Source organism: Streptococcus sp. 53 (assembly GCF_013276565.1).
Classification (GTDB): Bacteria; Bacillota; Bacilli; order Lactobacillales; family Streptococcaceae; genus Streptococcus.
The window spans coordinates 105,685-123,018 of the sequence record NZ_VMLG01000022.1; the positions used below are offsets into that span (position 1 = coordinate 105,685).

The 17,334-nt window shown below is 41.8% G+C and carries 19 protein-coding genes; all 19 read right to left on the reverse strand.

Going from position 1 to position 17,334, the window contains the following annotated elements:
• Positions 1–18 precede the first annotated feature (18 nt).
• Positions 19–588, reverse strand: coding sequence for a GNAT family N-acetyltransferase (locus HT722_RS07290; RefSeq protein ID WP_173278350.1), 570 nt, complete (start codon positions 586–588; stop codon positions 19–21).
• Between the two features lie 212 nt (positions 589–800).
• Positions 801–1,805, reverse strand: coding sequence for a PhoH family protein (locus tag HT722_RS07295; RefSeq protein ID WP_173278352.1), 1,005 nt, complete (start codon positions 1,803–1,805; stop codon positions 801–803).
• Positions 1,806–1,889: 84 nt separating this feature from the next.
• A complete protein-coding gene (locus HT722_RS07300; protein ID WP_001232089.1) occupies positions 1,890–2,105 on the reverse strand; it encodes a YozE family protein in 216 nt (71 codons plus the stop codon).
• 8 nt (positions 2,106–2,113) lie between these two features.
• Entirely contained in the window at positions 2,114–2,968 is an 855-nt protein-coding gene (gene cvfB / locus HT722_RS07305) for an RNA-binding virulence regulatory protein CvfB (protein ID WP_050220982.1), read from the reverse strand.
• A 58-nt stretch (positions 2,969–3,026) separates the two neighbouring features.
• On the reverse strand, positions 3,027–3,584 hold the full coding sequence (frr, locus tag HT722_RS07310) for a ribosome recycling factor (protein ID WP_001262225.1): 558 nt from the start codon (positions 3,582–3,584) through the stop codon (positions 3,027–3,029).
• Positions 3,585–3,592: 8 nt separating this feature from the next.
• Complete coding sequence (gene pyrH / locus HT722_RS07315; RefSeq protein ID WP_000013003.1) at positions 3,593–4,330, reverse strand: UMP kinase; 738 nt, start codon at positions 4,328–4,330, stop codon at positions 3,593–3,595.
• 83 nt (positions 4,331–4,413) lie between these two features.
• On the reverse strand, positions 4,414–5,748 hold the full coding sequence (trmFO, locus tag HT722_RS07320; protein ID WP_173278354.1) for a methylenetetrahydrofolate--tRNA-(uracil(54)-C(5))-methyltransferase (FADH(2)-oxidizing) TrmFO: 1,335 nt from the start codon (positions 5,746–5,748) through the stop codon (positions 4,414–4,416).
• A 333-nt stretch (positions 5,749–6,081) separates the two neighbouring features.
• Positions 6,082–6,951: a 16S rRNA (cytidine(1402)-2'-O)-methyltransferase gene (gene rsmI / locus HT722_RS07325; RefSeq protein ID WP_173278356.1), complete on the reverse strand. Its 870-nt coding sequence runs from the start codon at positions 6,949–6,951 to the stop codon at positions 6,082–6,084.
• A 2-nt stretch (positions 6,952–6,953) separates the two neighbouring features.
• Positions 6,954–7,271 (reverse strand): DNA replication initiation control protein YabA, encoded by a 318-nt coding sequence (gene yabA, locus HT722_RS07330; RefSeq protein WP_000358228.1) that lies wholly within the window; start codon positions 7,269–7,271, stop codon positions 6,954–6,956.
• A 39-nt stretch (positions 7,272–7,310) separates the two neighbouring features.
• Complete coding sequence (locus HT722_RS07335) at positions 7,311–8,201, reverse strand: DNA polymerase III subunit delta' (RefSeq protein ID WP_173278358.1); 891 nt, start codon at positions 8,199–8,201, stop codon at positions 7,311–7,313.
• Positions 8,198–8,836 carry a dTMP kinase gene (gene tmk / locus HT722_RS07340; RefSeq protein ID WP_173278360.1) on the reverse strand — a complete coding sequence of 213 codons (639 nt, stop codon included), beginning with the start codon at positions 8,834–8,836 and terminating at the stop codon, positions 8,198–8,200. The genes HT722_RS07335 and tmk overlap by 4 nt, the downstream gene beginning before the upstream one ends.
• A gap of 228 nt (positions 8,837–9,064) precedes the next feature.
• Positions 9,065–9,862 carry a pyrroline-5-carboxylate reductase gene (gene proC, locus HT722_RS07345; RefSeq protein WP_173278362.1) on the reverse strand — a complete coding sequence of 266 codons (798 nt, stop codon included), beginning with the start codon at positions 9,860–9,862 and terminating at the stop codon, positions 9,065–9,067.
• A gap of 3 nt (positions 9,863–9,865) precedes the next feature.
• The gene (locus HT722_RS07350; protein WP_173278364.1) at positions 9,866–11,128 is read right to left on the reverse strand and encodes a glutamate-5-semialdehyde dehydrogenase; all 1,263 of its coding nucleotides are present in this window, start codon (positions 11,126–11,128) and stop codon (positions 9,866–9,868) included.
• A 9-nt stretch (positions 11,129–11,137) separates the two neighbouring features.
• Positions 11,138–12,247 carry a glutamate 5-kinase gene (gene proB / locus HT722_RS07355; protein WP_240146946.1) on the reverse strand — a complete coding sequence of 370 codons (1,110 nt, stop codon included), beginning with the start codon at positions 12,245–12,247 and terminating at the stop codon, positions 11,138–11,140.
• 100 nt (positions 12,248–12,347) lie between these two features.
• Positions 12,348–14,231 (reverse strand): phosphorylcholine esterase CbpE, encoded by a 1,884-nt coding sequence (gene cbpE / locus HT722_RS07360; protein WP_173278368.1) that lies wholly within the window; start codon positions 14,229–14,231, stop codon positions 12,348–12,350.
• 2 nt (positions 14,232–14,233) lie between these two features.
• A complete protein-coding gene (locus HT722_RS07365; RefSeq protein WP_173278370.1) occupies positions 14,234–15,121 on the reverse strand; it encodes an RluA family pseudouridine synthase in 888 nt (295 codons plus the stop codon).
• The gene (gene lspA / locus HT722_RS07370; protein ID WP_049551269.1) at positions 15,111–15,572 is read right to left on the reverse strand and encodes a signal peptidase II; all 462 of its coding nucleotides are present in this window, start codon (positions 15,570–15,572) and stop codon (positions 15,111–15,113) included. The genes HT722_RS07365 and lspA overlap by 11 nt, the downstream gene beginning before the upstream one ends.
• A complete protein-coding gene (locus HT722_RS07375; RefSeq protein WP_049532373.1) occupies positions 15,569–16,477 on the reverse strand; it encodes a LysR family transcriptional regulator in 909 nt (302 codons plus the stop codon). The genes lspA and HT722_RS07375 overlap by 4 nt, the downstream gene beginning before the upstream one ends.
• A gap of 239 nt (positions 16,478–16,716) precedes the next feature.
• On the reverse strand, positions 16,717–17,127 hold the full coding sequence (locus tag HT722_RS07380; protein ID WP_173278372.1) for a DUF5301 domain-containing protein: 411 nt from the start codon (positions 17,125–17,127) through the stop codon (positions 16,717–16,719).
• Positions 17,128–17,334: the final 207 nt, after the last annotated feature.

Here is a 17,334-nt window from a genome sequence, read left to right on the forward strand (position 1 = left end):
AAATTTCTTTTCAACTGCTTATTTATTTGCAAAATAGTCTTCCTTGGTCAAGACATAATGAACTCTTGTAACGATTCGGCCTTCTTCATGCTGGTACATACAAGCATATGGTTCTGCATGTGAAAAATGCATGCCTGATTTCTCCATAACCTTTCCAGATGCAGGATTGTCCTTATCGTGAAGGGCAATCAACTTATTCATCCCTATCTTCTCAAAAGCTAGCTCAATCACAGCACGATTGACTTCTGTTGTTAATCCTTGATTCCAATACTTTTTATTGATAATGTAGCCAATAGCAGCCTTCTTAAGAACAGGATCAATATTGTGCAAGTCAATGGTTCCGATAAATTTGCCATTGCTTTTTAGTTCTATTCCCCAACGTCCCAAGGGATTAACCAAGTAGAACTGAGCAATGTTATTCTTGGTTTCTTCCAAGCTTTGATTGGTTGGAAAAGTGTAGCGCGTATTTTCTCTGTCCGAGGCATAGGCAAACATTTCTTCCGCATCATCCAAGGTTACAGGTCTAAGCAATAAACGCTCAGTCTCGACTATGGGATACTGAGCTAGTTTTAAAAAGATTGATTCCATACGTTTCTTCCACTTGAAACCTTTCTAATCTAATACAAGGATATTGAATAAAACATTTAAAAAGCAAACTTATAGTAGATTGAAATAAGATATAAACAAATCAATCAGGAAAGTCAAATTAATTTCTAGAAATGTTTTAGCAGTCACGACGTACTATTCTAGCTTCAATCTACTATAGATTTAGTATTGAGATAACTTTAAGTACAAAAGAACTATCCTTCAGATAGAGGTTGAAGATCTAATTCTTCACTCTCTTCTTTTTTAACCGGTACTGGTTCATAAGCTCGAATAATCTGAGCGACAACTGGATGGCGAACCACATCCTTGGCTGAAAAATGAACAAAGTCGATTTGGTGAATGTTCTTTAGTTTCTCTTGAGCGTCAATCAAACCGGACTTGACATTACGTGGCAGGTCAATCTGGCTGATATCTCCATTGACAATCATCTTAGAATGAAAACCTAAACGAGTCAAGAACATCTTCATCTGCATGATGGTCGTGTTTTGCGCCTCATCGAGAATGACAAAGGCATCATCCAAGGTTCGTCCACGCATATAGGCAAGGGGCGCAATCTCGATAATTTCACGCTCCATGAGACGAGTCGTTTGGTCTTTTCCCAGAATCTGATACAAGGCATCATAAACAGGTCGAAGGTAAGGATCTACCTTCTCCTTAAGATCACCTGGAAGAAAACCTAGACTCTCTCCTGCTTCCACCGCTGGGCGTGTCAGGATAATTCGTTTGACTTGCCCACGTTTAAGGGCAGTCACGGCCAAGGTCACTGCAAGAAAGGTCTTCCCTGTTCCTGCTGGCCCAATTCCAAAGGTCACATCATGCTGTTTGACACTATCCACATAAAGTTTTTGACCCAGTGTTTTGACACGGATAGGCTTCCCTGTATTGTCCTTGATGATTTCTTCTTCATAAAGGGCGACAAACTTGTCGATTTCATCGTTTTTGACCATGCTAATCGCAGTCACCACATCTGGCGTGCCAACGGTCATCCCACGATTCACCAAGACCATCAAAGCCTGAATAACCTGACGGGCTTCCTCACAAGCAGACTCTTCTCCCAAAACCTGGACAATCTCCGTACGAGCATGAATAACAACATCAAGCTCTTCTTCCATCAAACGAAGATGGCGTTCATTGGAACCAAAAAGATGAAACAGGTCATCTGGATGACTCAGTTGAATGTCTATTGAATGTTCCTTCAAATAAAGAACCTCTCTAATCCTTTTATTTCTTTTTATTATAGCAAAGGGGTGGAGAAATTACTAGCCCAAACCTAGTGAATCATGCTAGTGTTCTAAGTATTCTTGCCAGATGGCGTCAAAGTCTCCTAGGTTAAAAGAGAAACTGGCATGCTCCTCTAAAAAGCGACTCACCTCATCAAAATCATCTGTGTGTTTTGGGAAGGAAGACTCTTCAAAAGCTAGGTCTGCCAAGATAGCTTTAGGACTATTACTTTTAGGATTGCGCTCGGTCATGAGCCAAGTGTAAAATGATTTTCTCATAAATCACCCTAAATCAACTCTGTCCCAAACTGGTCTTGCTTGATTTTACCAGCCTTCATCAAGCCGCCGAGTGCTTTCTTGAACTGACCTTTAGAAATGCCAAAGGTTGCTTTAATGTCGTCTGGAGATGACTTATCATTTAAGGTCATAAAACCGCCATTGCTTTCCAAGTATGTCAAAATCATCTGGGCATCATTTTCCAACATTTCAAAAGAACGTGGTTTGAGAGAAAGGTTCAGAGTGCGATCCACTTCACGGAAACCAATGACACGCGCATCTAAGACTTGACCCAAACGTGGTTCTGCATAGCGCTCACTTGGGTGAATAAAACCAAGCATATTATTTTCTGGCAGGTAAACAAAAGTTCCTGACAGCTTGAGACGGTACACAATGGCTGGCCAGTTTTGGTTCTGCATGTTGTTGTAAGCAGGACGAGCTAGACGTTGGAAGTCTTCTTGATAAGCCAAGAGGCCCCAAATACGGTCTTTCTTGTCCACTTCAAGACGGATGTAGAGTTGGTCGCCCTTCTTAGGCCAGAGTTCCTTGAGCTCAGGGAGAATATCGAGTGACACAACGATTTCCTTGTCAGGAAGGCCTGTATCCACAAAGACACCCAAGTCCTTGCGTACTTCTGTGACACGTCCCCAACCAAATTGGTCCTGAGTAGCAGTCACTTCTAAGGTTGTCAGGCGGAGTTTTTGCTTCATATCTGTGTAGGCAAAACCTTTGACCGTATCCTCTACTGTATGTTGACCTTCTTCCTTGGCAAGCGCATAGGTCTGGCCATCCTTTTGCACAAAGTAAAAACGGTCATTTTCATCGATGATGAGTCCAACGATAAAACTTGCAAGATTTGTATTCATATTTCCTTCTTTCGAATAAAACTCAGCCAGCAATGCCAACTGAGTTTTCTGTTTATTTTTAGACTTCCAAGAGTTCTTTTTCTTTATTGGCAGTCATGTCGTCGATGTGTTTAACAGCATCGTCTGTTACTTTTTGAATGTCTTTTTCAAGAGTCTTCAATTCGTCTTCAGTAATTTCTTTTGCTTTTTCTTGTTTCTTAGCTTCATCCATAGCATCACGACGGATATTGCGGACAGCCACTTTAGCATTCTCACCGACCTTCTTCACTTCTTTAGCAAGGTCACGACGAGTTTCTTCTGTCAGAGCAGGGATAACCAAGCGAATAACAGAACCGTCGTTAGCTGGTGTGATACCAAGATCAGAAGCGTTCAAGGCACGTTCGATGTCTTTCAATGAAGACTTGTCAAATGGTGTTACCAACAAAACACGCGCTTCTGGAATCGTAATTGAAGCGATTTGGTTAAGAGGAGTTTCTACTCCATAGTATTCTACATGTACACGGTCGAGCAAACTTGCATTGGCACGGCCTGCACGGATACCACCAAATTCACGAGCAAGTGATTGGTGAGACTGGGTCATTCTCTCTTTAGCTTTTTCAATAATTGCGTTAGCCATAATCTTTCTTATTCCTTTTCTTCGATATTATTTGAAACTGTTGTTCCGATATTTTCACCAAATACGACACGTTTAATGTTTCCTGGTTGGTTCATGTTGAAGACAACCAAGTCAATGTCGTTGTCCATAGAGAGGGTTGAAGCTGTTGAGTCCATGATACGAAGACCTTTATTGATAACATCACGGTGAGTCAATTCTTCAAACTTAACGGCTGTCTTGTCTTTCTTAGGATCGGCATTGTAAACACCATCGACCCCATTTTTAGCCATAAGAATGGCATCTGCTTCGATTTCAGCTGCACGAAGAGCCGCCGTTGTATCTGTTGAGAAGTAAGGTGAACCAATTCCGGCACCAAAGATAACGATACGGCCTTTTTCAAGGTGACGAAGGGCACGTCCACGTACGTAAGGTTCTGCAACTTGTTGCATGGCAATAGCAGTTTGCACACGCGTATCGACGCCAACTTGCTGCAATGAATCTGCCATCACAAGAGCATTCATAACGGTCCCAAGCATTCCAGTGTAATCTGCCTGAACACGGTCCATTCCTGCTTCTGCAGCAGGTTCTCCACGCCAGAGATTTCCTCCACCAATAACAAGGGCAATTTCGATACCTAAGCTATGAACTTCTTGAATCTCTTTTGCAATTGTTTGAACTGTTTGGATATCAATCCCTACGCCACGTTCACCGGCAAGGGCTTCACCTGATAACTTGATTAAAATACGATTATACTTGGGGTTCGCCATTTTTACTCTCCTTTTTTCATCCTACCTATTTTATCATAATTTCTAAGATTTTTATAGTATCATGAGCAATTCTTTGAAAAAAATTAGACTGTTAAAAATTCCTCTAAGTCAGAAAGAGCACGCTCAGCAATTTTTTCATAACGACCCTTCTTATCACGGATACGCTCGCCTTCCAACTCCTTGATAATCCCAAAGTTGACATTCATTGGTTGGAAATGCTTGCTGTCTGCATGAGTGATGTAATGAGCCAGACTTCCAATTGCTGTTGTTTCTGGGAAAATAGCCTCGCTTTCTCCCTTGAAAAGACGAGCCGCGTTAATTCCAGCTACTAGACCTGATGCCGCTGACTCAACATATCCTTCCACACCCGTCATCTGACCAGCAAAGAAGAGATTTGGTTGTTTCTTAGAACGGTAAGTCTGCTCAAGAAGATTTGGTGAATCCATGTAAGAATTGCGGTGCATGACACCATAACGAACAAACTCAGCATTTTCAAGACCTGGAATCATTTGGAAGACACGCTTTTGTTCTCCCCATTTGAGGTGGGTCTGGAAACCGACGATATTATAGAGGCTACCAGCTGCATTGTCCTGACGAAGTTGAACAACCGCGTACGGTGTTTTGAATTCGCCATCACGAGGTCCAGTATAGTCGTCTGGATACTCAAGACCGACTGGTTTCATAGGTCCATAAATCATAGTTTTAATGCCACGCTTGGCCATGACTTCGATAGGCATACAGCCTTCAAAATACTTTTCTTTTTCGAAAGAATTGAGCGGTGCTTCTTCCGCATTGACCAAGGCTTCATGGAAATCCATAAATTCTTGCTTGGTCATGGGAGCGTTGAGATAAGCCGCTTCTCCCTTATCATAACGAGACTTGAGATAGACCTTGCTCATATCGATGGTATTGACGTCGATAATCGGCGCTGCCGCATCGTAGAAATAGAAACCATCGCCATCATTAAGGGCATGAATCTTTTCAGCTAGGGTATCACTAGTCAAAGGACCAGTAGCGACAACCGTAATAACATTCGTCGGCAATTCTGTAATTTCATCACGAACCACTTCAATCAAGGGGTGGTTGGCCACTTTTTCGGTCACCATTTGGGAGAAACCATCACGGTCCACCGCAAGAGCTCCTCCTGCAGGAACACGGGTTGCTTCAGCAGATTCCAAGATAACTGAACCCAAGCGACGCATTTCTTCCTTGAGAAGCCCGACAGCATTTGTCAAAGCATCCCCACGAAGAGAATTAGAACAAACTAACTCTGCAAAATTTTCTGTTTTGTGCTGAGGTGTTGACTTGACACCACGCATTTCATAAAGTTTAACTGGAATACCACGCTCTGCGATTTGGTAGGCTGCTTCAGAACCTGCCAAACCAGCACCGATAACATTGATATAAGATTGAGACACGACACTAATACCTCTTTGGGAGTGTGAAAACAAATTTCACATTGAAAAAGCCAATCAAACTTAAGAGTTTTCGAATTTCTTGGCTCAGACTGAAAAAGTCCACAGGACTTACTTCGCTCTCGAGTTTCTTGGCTCAGGCTGAAAAAGTCCACAAGACTTTCCTCACTCTCGAATTTCCTGGCTCAGGCTGAAAAAGTCCCCCGGACTTTCCTCGCTTTCGAATTTCCTGGCTCAGGCTGAAAAAGTCCCCCGGACTTTTTCACTCCCACAAATCTTTCTATTTTTTTCTTCTACTAGTATAACAAAAAAAGGGAAGAAGGCAAACTTCCCTGTTTAGTCATTTTCTTCCCAGTCGTGGTAGGCAGCGTAGAGCTGACTTTTATTCCACTGGTAAATCTTCGCTACTTCCTTGATAGCTTGATTTTTCTTCATGCCTTGCTGGATACGGGCTTGGATTTCTAAGAACAAGTCCTCCTCGTCTTTTTCCTCCACATCCTGACTGGCACCTTCAACGATGATAAGGCATTCTCCCTTAAGTGGCGTTTCAGAGATACTTTCCAGCAATTCAGAGATCTTTCCTCTTTGGTATTCTTCATAGATTTTGGTCAATTCTCTAACCAAGACCACCGAGCGGTCACCGTAGACTTCTAGCATATTTTCCAACGTATCTGCCACACGATGGGGCGATTCATAGAAAATCTGGGTTTCTGGATAGTCTTTTTTCAAGTCGAAAAATTGCTTTTGCTGGCCTGATTTTCTCGGTAAAAAGCCATAAAAGATATGAGGCTGTGGCGCTAAACCACTGGCAATCAAGGCAGAAATTCCTGCAGAAGCACCTGGAACTGTGACAACAGCAATATCTTCCTCAATGGTTGCCTTAACCAAATCATGACCAGGATCCGAGATGCTGGGCAGACCCGCGTCGGATACCTGAGCAATACTTTGCCCTGCTTTCAGAAAACCAATCAAATCAGGAATTTTTTCCTTGGCATTATGCTCATGAAAACTAATCTGCTTAGTAGAAATATCAAAATGCTTGAGCAAAAGCCCTGTATTACGCGTGTCCTCAGCAGCAATCCAGTCCACTTCTTTCAAGGTCTGGATAGCTCGAAAGGTCATATCGTCTAGATTGCCAATCGGCGTTGCCACTAGATACAGCTTGCCGTAGGGAGACTGCCCCTTAAAACTTTTTTGAATTTGCATGCCTACTCCCTGTACAACAACTCGTCACAGAACATACATTCCTCGTCCTGCTCTCGACGTTGTCCATAAAAATCATTACAAACGTGAAATCCATCACGGTAAATGCGACGGACACTTTCACGAACATGCTTAGCCTTGACAGGAGCATCTGCTTCCACCTCACCCAAGCGTTCGCGCAACTTAGAATTTTCCAAACGAAGAGCTGTATTTTCCTCTACCAGGCTCTTGAGATTTTTCTTGATGGCTTCCACATCGGCCAAGGTTACCAATAACTGTTGGGAAAAATCATCCAGCGCGTCAAATAATTCTTTTTTGTCCATAAAACAGCCCTTTCCTTTCTTTATCGTTCATTTTTGAGTTTATATTTCTTTCAAGACCAGATATTCCATGACATTTTGAAAGCTGACATTAGCCTGCCACATTTTTCTAGCTTCTAGCAAATCTTGTAAAATCACTCTTACTCTTGCTTGTAGGATATCTTGTCCACAGAGAACTTCAAGAATCCGTAAAACCTGATCTTGTTTTTCCTTGTCATCTGCCAAGTTGGCTAATTTAGCAACCTGCAGATAACTTTCTTTTTTCTTAGCCACTAACCAAGTCAGCAGGCGTTCACTTTCATCAACCAAGGTCCAAAAACTTGCCTGATTGGCTAACTTTTCTGCTTCAGCTCGCGATTGACTAAACTGGGCTAGGAGAGTCGCTTTTTTCTTAACCAGTCCCATTTGTTCTAAGAGCAAGATGAGCTTCTCTTCTTGCTTTTTAAAGTGGAAAATCTGGGTCCGACTGCGGATTGTTGGTAAAATCTTTTCCTCATCGCTAGTCAAGAAGAAAATATAAACCTCACTCTGGGGTTCTTCGATGACCTTGAGCAGAGAATTAGCTGCGTTGGGGTGCATCTTCTCAGCTTGCTCGATAATAAAGACCTGCTGCTGGCTTTCAATCCCTGCTTGAGAAAACTGTCCCACCAATTCCCGAATGCGTTCTGTCTTAATAACCTGATTGACTGGCTTAATCAAGGTGACATCGGGAAACTCTCCCTGTTCAATCAGCTTGCAGTTTCGGCATTTCTCACATGGTAAAACACCTACTTTATCTGTACAAAAGAGGCTCTTAGCCAAAAACTGCGCCATTTCCAAGCTTCCAAAGAAGCCTGAAAAGAGGTAGGCATGATTGAGCTGGTCTTGTTCTAGGATACGGACAAAACGGTCAAACTGGTCTGGCTGCCAAGCCTTTAGTTGATCTTGTTTCATTTAATCAAGCCCATTCTCTCAAATAAGATATCCTTGGTAGTTTCCACAACTTGCTCCAAAGGAAAACTAGCATCAATCTTGACAATACGATTTCCTTCTTTGTCCAGAAGAGAAAGGTAGCCTTGACGGACTTTTTTGTGCAAGTCCAACCCTTCCAAGTCCAGACGATTAACCTCGCGGTCACTATTAGCAGCAATGCGAGCTAGCCCTTCTTCCACCTCGATGTCAAAATAGAGTGTCAAATCGGGTTTAAGGCCATCTGTCGCAAACTGATTGAGCCAATCAATGGCGTCAATATCCAAGCCACGACCAAACCCCTGATAGGCAAGAGAACTATCGATGAAGCGGTCCATAATGACCAACTTACCAGCTTCAAGTGCTGGAAGAACTTTTTCCACCAAGTGCTGTCTGCGACTGGCGATATAGAGCAAAAGCTCTGTTTTAGAATCCATCTGAGTATGACTTGGGTCCAAAATCACTTGACGAATCTTCTCCCCAATCAAGACTCCGCCAGGTTCACGGGTCGTCAGCACCTCTACTCCTTTTTCCTCTAAAATTGGGAGCAAAGCCTCTAAAACACTGGTCTTTCCTGCTCCCTCTGGTCCCTCAAGAGAGACTAAAAATCCTTTTGACATGTCTAACTCATTTCTTTTTTACTACTTCTATTCTATCAAAAAAATAGGGGTTTGTGACAATCTTTTTGTCTTCTCATTTCATACTCAATGAAAATCAAAGAGCAAACTAGGAAGCTAACCGCAGGTTGCTCAAAACACTGTTTTGAGATTGCAGATGGAAGCTGACGTGGTTTGAAGAGATTTTCGAAAAGTATCAACCACCATAAAAGAGGCAGACACATCCACCTCTTATTTACCTAGTTCTTGTGTTCGTCTGTAGGCTTGATGAACTGCATCCATGACCGTTCCTCGAAAAGCATGCGCTTCTAGGCTTGCTACGCCAGCAATAGTCGAACCGCCTGGGCTACAGACTTGGTCTTTCAATGCTCCAGGATGTTGCTGACTTTCAAGGACCAATTGCCCAGCTCCTACCACAGTTTGAGCTGCCATTTTCAATGCCGTTTCTCTTGGTAATCCAGTCTGAACACCTGCATCTGCCAAGGCCTCAATAAAGAGATAGACAAAGGCCGGTCCACAGCCTGCAAGACCTGTCGCTGCATCTATTAAGCTTTCCCCAAGTTCAACCAAGAGACCAGCATTAGCTAAAAGCTGACAAAATAGCTCACTGTCCTCAGCCCTGCAATTAGGAGACAAGGCATAACTAATCACTCCTTGACCAATAGAAGCAGGGGTATTTGGCATCATACGAATAATTCGGTGTTGACTTGGTATAAGACTTGCTAGTTTTTCTAAAGTTAATCCAGCTGCCATCGAAATCAAAAGAAGACTTTCTCGTTTTTCAAGGATGGTCTGATATTGAGAAAGCAGTTCAGAAAACTGAGCAGGCTTAACTCCTAGAAAAATCACATCTGCTTCTGCGAATATTTTTTCATTGCTGGAAGCCTGACCACCAAAGTCTGCAATGAAAGCATCCACCTTGGCTTGGCTACGATTGGCAAGAAGAATGTCATCACACGTCTTGGCCTGCAAAACAGCCTTGGCCAAACTAGCTCCCATATTCCCCAAACCGATAAATCCAATTTTCATCTCTTACTCCCTTATCTGACCATCACCCATAACCACATACTTGTAGCTAGTCAACTCTTTTAATCCCATTGGACCACGCGCGTGCAGTTTCTGAGTTGAAATCCCCATTTCACAACCCAGACCAAATTGGCCACCATCTGTGAAACGAGTTGAGGCATTGACATAGACAGCTGCAGAGTCCACTTGATCTGTAAAGTAAGCTGCAGCTTCAGCATTTTCCGTCACAATGGCATCCGAATGATGGGTACTGTGGGTTTCAATATGCTCAACCGCTTCTTCTAAACTGCTCACAACCTTAACAGCTAGGACATAGTCTAAAAACTCGGTGTCAAAGTCTTGTGCTTCAGCTGCTTGACCTGAAACAAACTGACTTGCTTTGCTATCCAAGCGGAATTGAATTGGCTCCAACCCAGCTTCTTTACGCTCTGCAACTAGAACTTGCTCCAAGCGAGGAAGGAAGCTTGCTGCCTTGTCTACATGAACAAGTAGAACCTCCATGGCATTACAAACAGAAGGACGACTGGTTTTGGCATTATTGATGATAGACAGAGCCTTGTCTTCATCTGCATCCTTATCCACATAGACATGGACAATCCCAGTCCCAGTCTCGATAACAGGTACGATAGCATTCTCAACCACGGCATTGATCAAACCAGCTCCCCCACGAGGAATAAGAAGGTCTAGATAGCCCTTTGCCTTCATCATGGCATAGCTGCTTTCTCGGCTGGTATCTTCCACCAGCTGAATCACATCTGGGTGAATAGTAGTCGTCTCCAAGCCCTTCTTCAAGGCTGTGACAATGGCACGGGCTGTTTGATAGGCATCCTTACCACTACGAAGAACAACTGCATTTCCACTCTTAAGAGCTAAAGCAGCTGCGTCAGACGTTACATTTGGACGACTTTCATAGATAATACCGATAACACCCATAGCTACACGTTTTTTGGTGATAACCAAACCATTTTCAAGCTGATTGGTTTCTAAAACTTCACCGATTGGATCTGGTAAAGCAACCACTTCACGAATCCCAGTTGCCATTGCTTCTATACGACTTGCATCCAAATAAAGACGATCCAGCATCACATCTGAGATTTTCCCCTTAGCCGCTGCCATATCGAGGGCATTGGCTGCTAAAATCTCCTCAGTAGCAGCCACTAAGTGGTCAGCCATGGCTAGCAGGGCTTGGTTTTTCACGACTTCACTAGCTGTGTTGATCGATTTTTTAACAGCCTGTACCTGTTCAAATTGTTCTTGTGTACTTACCATAGTTTACCTCTAAAATTCTGTAAAGAGTAGTTGGATTTCAGGAGTAATGGAAATCCAGTCATCACGGTGAATCAAGACACCCTTGGCTTTTTGAGAACGCAACATATCCTCCAAAGCAGATGCTCCAAATTGCACGCGTCCTTTTCCAAGTGATTTTCCACTTTCCTTGTCAAATACTGTCACGATATCACCGTAAGAAAAGGCGCCTTCTGCTTCAACAACACCAGATAAAAGGAGACTCTTGCCATGTTGAGAGAGAGCTTCTGCAGCCCCTTTATCTACCCAAATAGAACCTTGGCTCTGAGCATAGAAGGCAAGCCATTGTTTCTGGGTACGAAGTCCCTTCTCTTGAGCAACAAAGTAGGAACCATCCTTGCTTTCCTCAGCCGCTTCAATCATGGTATCTGACTTCAAGGATGAGCAGATATAAACAGGAACTCCTGATTCCGTCGCAATAGTCGCAGCCTTGATTTTTGTTAACATGCCCCCAGTACCGTTTGAAGAACCTGCTCCACCGGCCATATCAATAATCTCACGATTGATGGTCTCGATTTTCTCCAAGCGTTTGGCTGTTGGATCTGAATTAGGGTTTCCAGTATAGAGACCGTCCACATCTGTCAAGAGGACCAAAAGGTCTGCTTGGACCATGGCCGCTACCTGGGCACTTAGAGTGTCATTGTCCCCGACCTTGAGCTCATCAATGACGACACTGTCATTCTCGTTGATGATAGGAATCGCTCCACGGTTAAGTAGAATTGACAAAGCCTGATGGGCATTTTTATAACGGCGCTTATCCACAAAATCATCCTGGGTCAGCAAAATTTGGGCAGAAACAATTTGGCGCAAGAGAAGATTGGTCGTGTATTCTTCCAACAAAAGGCCTTGCCCTACCGCTGCTGAAGCCTGTTTATCAGCAATCTTAGTCGGACGCTTCTTAAATCCTAAGGCCCCAAAACCGGCAGCAATGGCACCCGACGACACCAAAATCAATTCATGACCAGCCTCGTGCAGCATAGCCAACTGCTGGGTAATAGCCTTTACCTTACTACGTGATAAACTTCCATCCTCATTTGTCAGAGAAGAAGTCCCCACCTTAAAGACAATCCGTTTGTATTTCATAGTCTCACTCCGATTATTCATATTTATCCATTATAACATGAATAACAGGAAATAGAAAAGAGTTGATAGGAAAAAGAAGGCCCTAAAACCTTCTTTTTTACTACTGTTCTGATTCCGATTTGTTTGCACTCGTTTCAGAGCTTTGTGAAGTTGAAGAAGTCAAATCTTGACTAGTTGAAGAACTTGTAACACTTTCATGTTGACTCGTTTCTTTATTTTCAAGATCCTTTTTCACTACTTCTTTCGATTCTTTTATTTCTGAATTACTTGTAGTTTTAATTGTAGCAGATTTTTCGACCGGAACATCCACTAACCAGGCACCGCTTGAATCAACAGTATAGCCTTCTGGTGTCTTACCATTCATAAGCAATTGACCATTTTCTTTCAAGAAGTACCATTTATCCTTGTCTTTGATCCAACCAACAGCTCGTGAACCGTCTGTCTTGTAGAAGTACCAAGCATTTGCCTTTTTAAGCCAACCTTGCTTCATAGCTCCTGAATCTTCCAGATAATAATGTTGACCTGTAACTTCTATCTCACCTGTCTTCATGATACCAGTAGAATCCATATAGTACCAGGTTTCTTTATCTTTTACCCAGCCCGTTTTCATTTCCCCTGATGGAGCAAAGTAATACCATTGCCCCTTATATTGAAGCCAACCTGTTTGCAGCGAACCATCCTTGGATAAATAATAATTCTGACCTCCAGTATTTACCCAACCAATTTCCATCTGATTTTCTTTGTTGAAGTAATACCAGATTCCATCAATTTTCTTCCAATTTTTAGCAGAAGCACCAGAGTCTGTCAAATAGAACCAATGATTGTTCCATTTTTTCCATTGATTCTGTAACAAGATACCCGTTTGGTTAAAGTAATACCATTCACCTTCGATTTCATTCCAACCGACAGTATACTCTCCTGTAGAATCAGGCGCTTGATACCACCAGTTCCCATATGCACTCTTATGCCAACCAGCTTGAAAACTTGGAATCGGCTTGTAGGATGTTGAAATGTTTACTAAACCGTCTTTTCGAATATCAAAAACTGTTGCATCATAGTTTTTGCTGGCTGCGTTGATTCTCTCAATTCCTCGTTCTTTGAGCCAATTAACATACTCACTATCAACACCATTTTTCCAAGGTAGACTATCCGAAGTTTGAACAATCAAACTCGGACTCAAATTTTTAATGAAATCCTTGGTATTTGATTTGTTGGTATCATGGTGATGATTAAACTTCATCAAATCAACTTTTCCAATAAGAGAACCGTACTTGTCTTCTGCTCCATGAACATTATCTAAGTCTCCCCCAAGGTAAATTTTCTTGCCATTGACTTTCACCACGCTAATCAAGGAATTGGAATTGTCATCCCAAACAGGTTTAAGATTTCCATTCTCATCATATTCATTTTCATAATTATAGAGCTGAATATCCATGTCCCCAAACTGAAAATGAGCATCTCCTTGTGTGATGTTTTGAATAACTGAAACACCTTTTTCTGAAGCAGTCTGTAAAACCTTATCATAGCCATACAGATTATCCCATAGACGTTCAGAATTAGTAATACGACTATCACTATATTTTTTAAGATAGACTCGGTCAACTGGATAGGTAGACAGTAATTCATCAACATTTCCAATATGGTCACTGTGGGTATGGGTTACCAAAATAAAATCAAGTTTTTGAACACCCAATTCCTTCAAACGACGAAAGACACGGTCTGTTAGAACATGCTTATAAGACGTTTCAATTCCTTCTCTCCATGGATAACGAGAATCACTTCCATCAGGAAAATCATAATCTTCTCCTGTATCCACCATGGCAAAATGCCCATTGCTTTCAAGAATAATCGCATCACTGCCACCTTCTTGAACATTGATAAAGTGAATTTTATTTCCTGAACTTTCTTGAGCTTGAACATTTCCATACCATGACAAAGCTAAAAAAGCGCCTGCAAGTGCTAAACTAGTTAATTTCTTTTTCATTCTTACTTTCTCAATCTCTCCAATGTTTCCTTAAAAATCTCTGGGATATCTGCTGTAAATGCCATGGTCTCACCTGTTCTCGGATGAGTAAAACCTAAAGTCTTAGCATGAAGAAATTGTCCATGCCCCTTAAGTGTCTTGCGAGGACCATAGACTTCATCACCAGCGACTGGATGTCCGATGTAAGCCATATGAACACGGATTTGATGAGTGCGGCCTGTTTCCAGCTGTAGCTCCACTAAGCTGTAATCACCAAAGCGTTCCAAGACGTGGAAACGCGTCACTGCAGGTTTCCCTTTAGCAGTTACAGACTGTTTCTTACGGTCTTTTTCACTCCGTCCAATCGGCGCTTCAATCACACCACGATCATTAGGCAGATTTCCATGAACAATCGCCCAATATTTGCGGAGAGACTTTTTATCCTTCAGTTCTTGAGCAAGTGCTAGATGCGCCTCATCGTTTTTAGCAATCATGAGAAGGCCAGACGTATCCTTATCAATACGATGAACAATTCCTGGGCGTAGAACCCCATTGATACCCGACAAGTCCTTAATATGATACATAAGGGCATTTACCAAAGTTCCACTAGTATGACCAGCACTCGGATGCACAACCATCCCCTGAGGCTTGTTAACGACGGCCACATACTCATCTTGGTAGATGATATCTAGCAGAAGATTCTCAGCCACATACTCTAAGACCTCCGGCTCTGGTACATGGTAAGTGACGATATCACCCTCTTGAACAGTGTATTTAGCTTTCTTGACTTGACCATTGACCAAGACCTGGCCTAATTTGATTTGTTCATTCGCGAGACTACGTGATAATTCTGTCAAATCTGACAAAGCCTTATCTAAACGCAGGCCACCAGTTTCAATTTTAATTTCCATTTATTTCCTCTTTTAGCATTGCAATCAATAAAATAATCACTCCAACAGTCAGATAGCTATCTGCTACATTGAAAATTGCAAAATTAATAAAGTCAAGGTGGAACATATCCACAACAAATCCCTGACTGATCCTGTCAATAAAGTTTCCAAGACCACCTGCGATTATCAAGGTCAAGCCCAAGACCATCCAAAGCGAGTCCTCCATGTGTTTATGTAGATACCAAATGGCACCTACCATAACGACCAGTGTAATGATAGCAAATAACCACTGCTGGTCTTGTAGCATCGAAAAGGCTGCCCCTCGATTTTGCAGGTAGGTCAAGCTAACGAAATTGGGAATCCAAGAGCGCACTTCACCCAGTGGAATCTGCTGGACGATATAGGATTTAACTAACTGATCCAGCGCAATCAAAAGCAATACAATGACTGCCACTATTCCTCTTTTTTTCATGATTTCCTCTTCTGATTAAAATATTCTTGCATGACTTCTACGAAAAGATTCCCAGCTTGACTAAGCTCCACCTCTTCACGTTTAACATAGACCATGCGATTATCTAGGTTATCCTTGAGACGAATAACTGTAATGCCATTAACACTATCACTATCTAAAAATCCAGAACCAGTCGCATAGGCGTCCGTCCGCTCCAAAATACCATTCAAGGTAGCACGGTCTGTCACATTAAACATCTGTGAGCTAGCGCTGGTGTCGACAAAGTTCTCTGAATAATAAAGGTACTCGTCTTTCTCTTGAGTAAAACGAACCGTTGGTAGATCCGCTAAATCCTCCATGACCAATTCCTCTTTCTGAGCCAAAGGATGCCCCTCGCGGAGATAAATGTGGGTATGGAAGGGAATCAATTCAATGACCTCTAAGCCTAGCTTTTCAACCCGTTGCATAATCCCCTTTTTATTTTGATTGTTGAGGTAGATAATCCCAATCTCACTGTGACCTTGCGCTACTTCATCTAAGATTTGAACAGTAGTCGATTCAAAAATACGGAAGTTCTTATAATCAGGATAGCGCTCTGAAAAGGCCGTAATGGTTGGTGGCAAGAAATCATAGTGCTGACTAGCAATGGAAAATTCATCTTTTTCTTCCTCAGGATTGGCATACTGATTTTGAAAAATATCAAATCCTTTAACCAATTCTTGCGCTTTTTCATAGAATTCCATACCACGACGAGTCAAGAAAGTCCCTGAGCTGGTCCGACGGAAAATCTTAAAGCCCAACTCTTTTTCCAAATCACGAACAGAAATGGACAGACTCGGCTGACTAACATACATCTTTTCAGCAGCTTCACGGAAAGTGCCACTATTGGCAATGGCCACAACATAGCGTAATTGTTGAATGTTCATCTTCTACCCCCAACTTCTTTATCTTTTCATTATACCATATTTTTGAAGTTTTCCAAAAAGGAAAAAAGTCAGGAAATTTTCAAGACTCAATGAAGACTCTAACATCCCAATACAAGAGTTAGAATGATATCTTTTTCAGTCCTTATCTAATTTCAAGCAAATAAAAACAGCAAATCTTTGATTTACCGTTTATAATATGATGCAAGAAAAGACTCTAAAATTTTCTTTTGTCCTATAAATCAACTAGAAAAAGTCTCTTCAATCCTATTAGCTATATCTGGATTTACTTCCCAGATACCAGCATAAGGTTGTTCAATATACTGTCTTTTCTTCTTAGTATATAGATAGACTACACTATCATTTTCCTCATTCTGATGATAAAACTTGATAATGATGTAATCTTTAACATTTGTCGGTTGATCATTTACACTCTCCAAAGAGGTAGATTTGGACTGTTTCTGTATCTCCTCAATCAATTTTGAGATATCTTCTCTCTTGGTTATTGTTTTAACATTATCAGAGAGTTTTTTCTGAATAGAAATTACAGAGATCGTTTCAGGTTCAGGAAGAATAAGTTTTTTCTTACTGGCGCAAGCTGATAGAACAAGAAAAGAGATTGAACAGACTATAACTGTGATAAGATGTTTCATACAGGTTCACGTCCTTTCATTCTTCTTACTTTTTCTCTGAGATACAATTATAGTATCAAACCTTAGCAATTTTTACAATATCTTATTCCCTCATAAACTTTATTACTGTAAAATTTTTACATTCCACTATTTTATGATTGTATCTAAAAGATAAAGTAGCCGATAAGTTCGCTTCTTACATTGGTTTTTAAAAGGCTCTATAATATT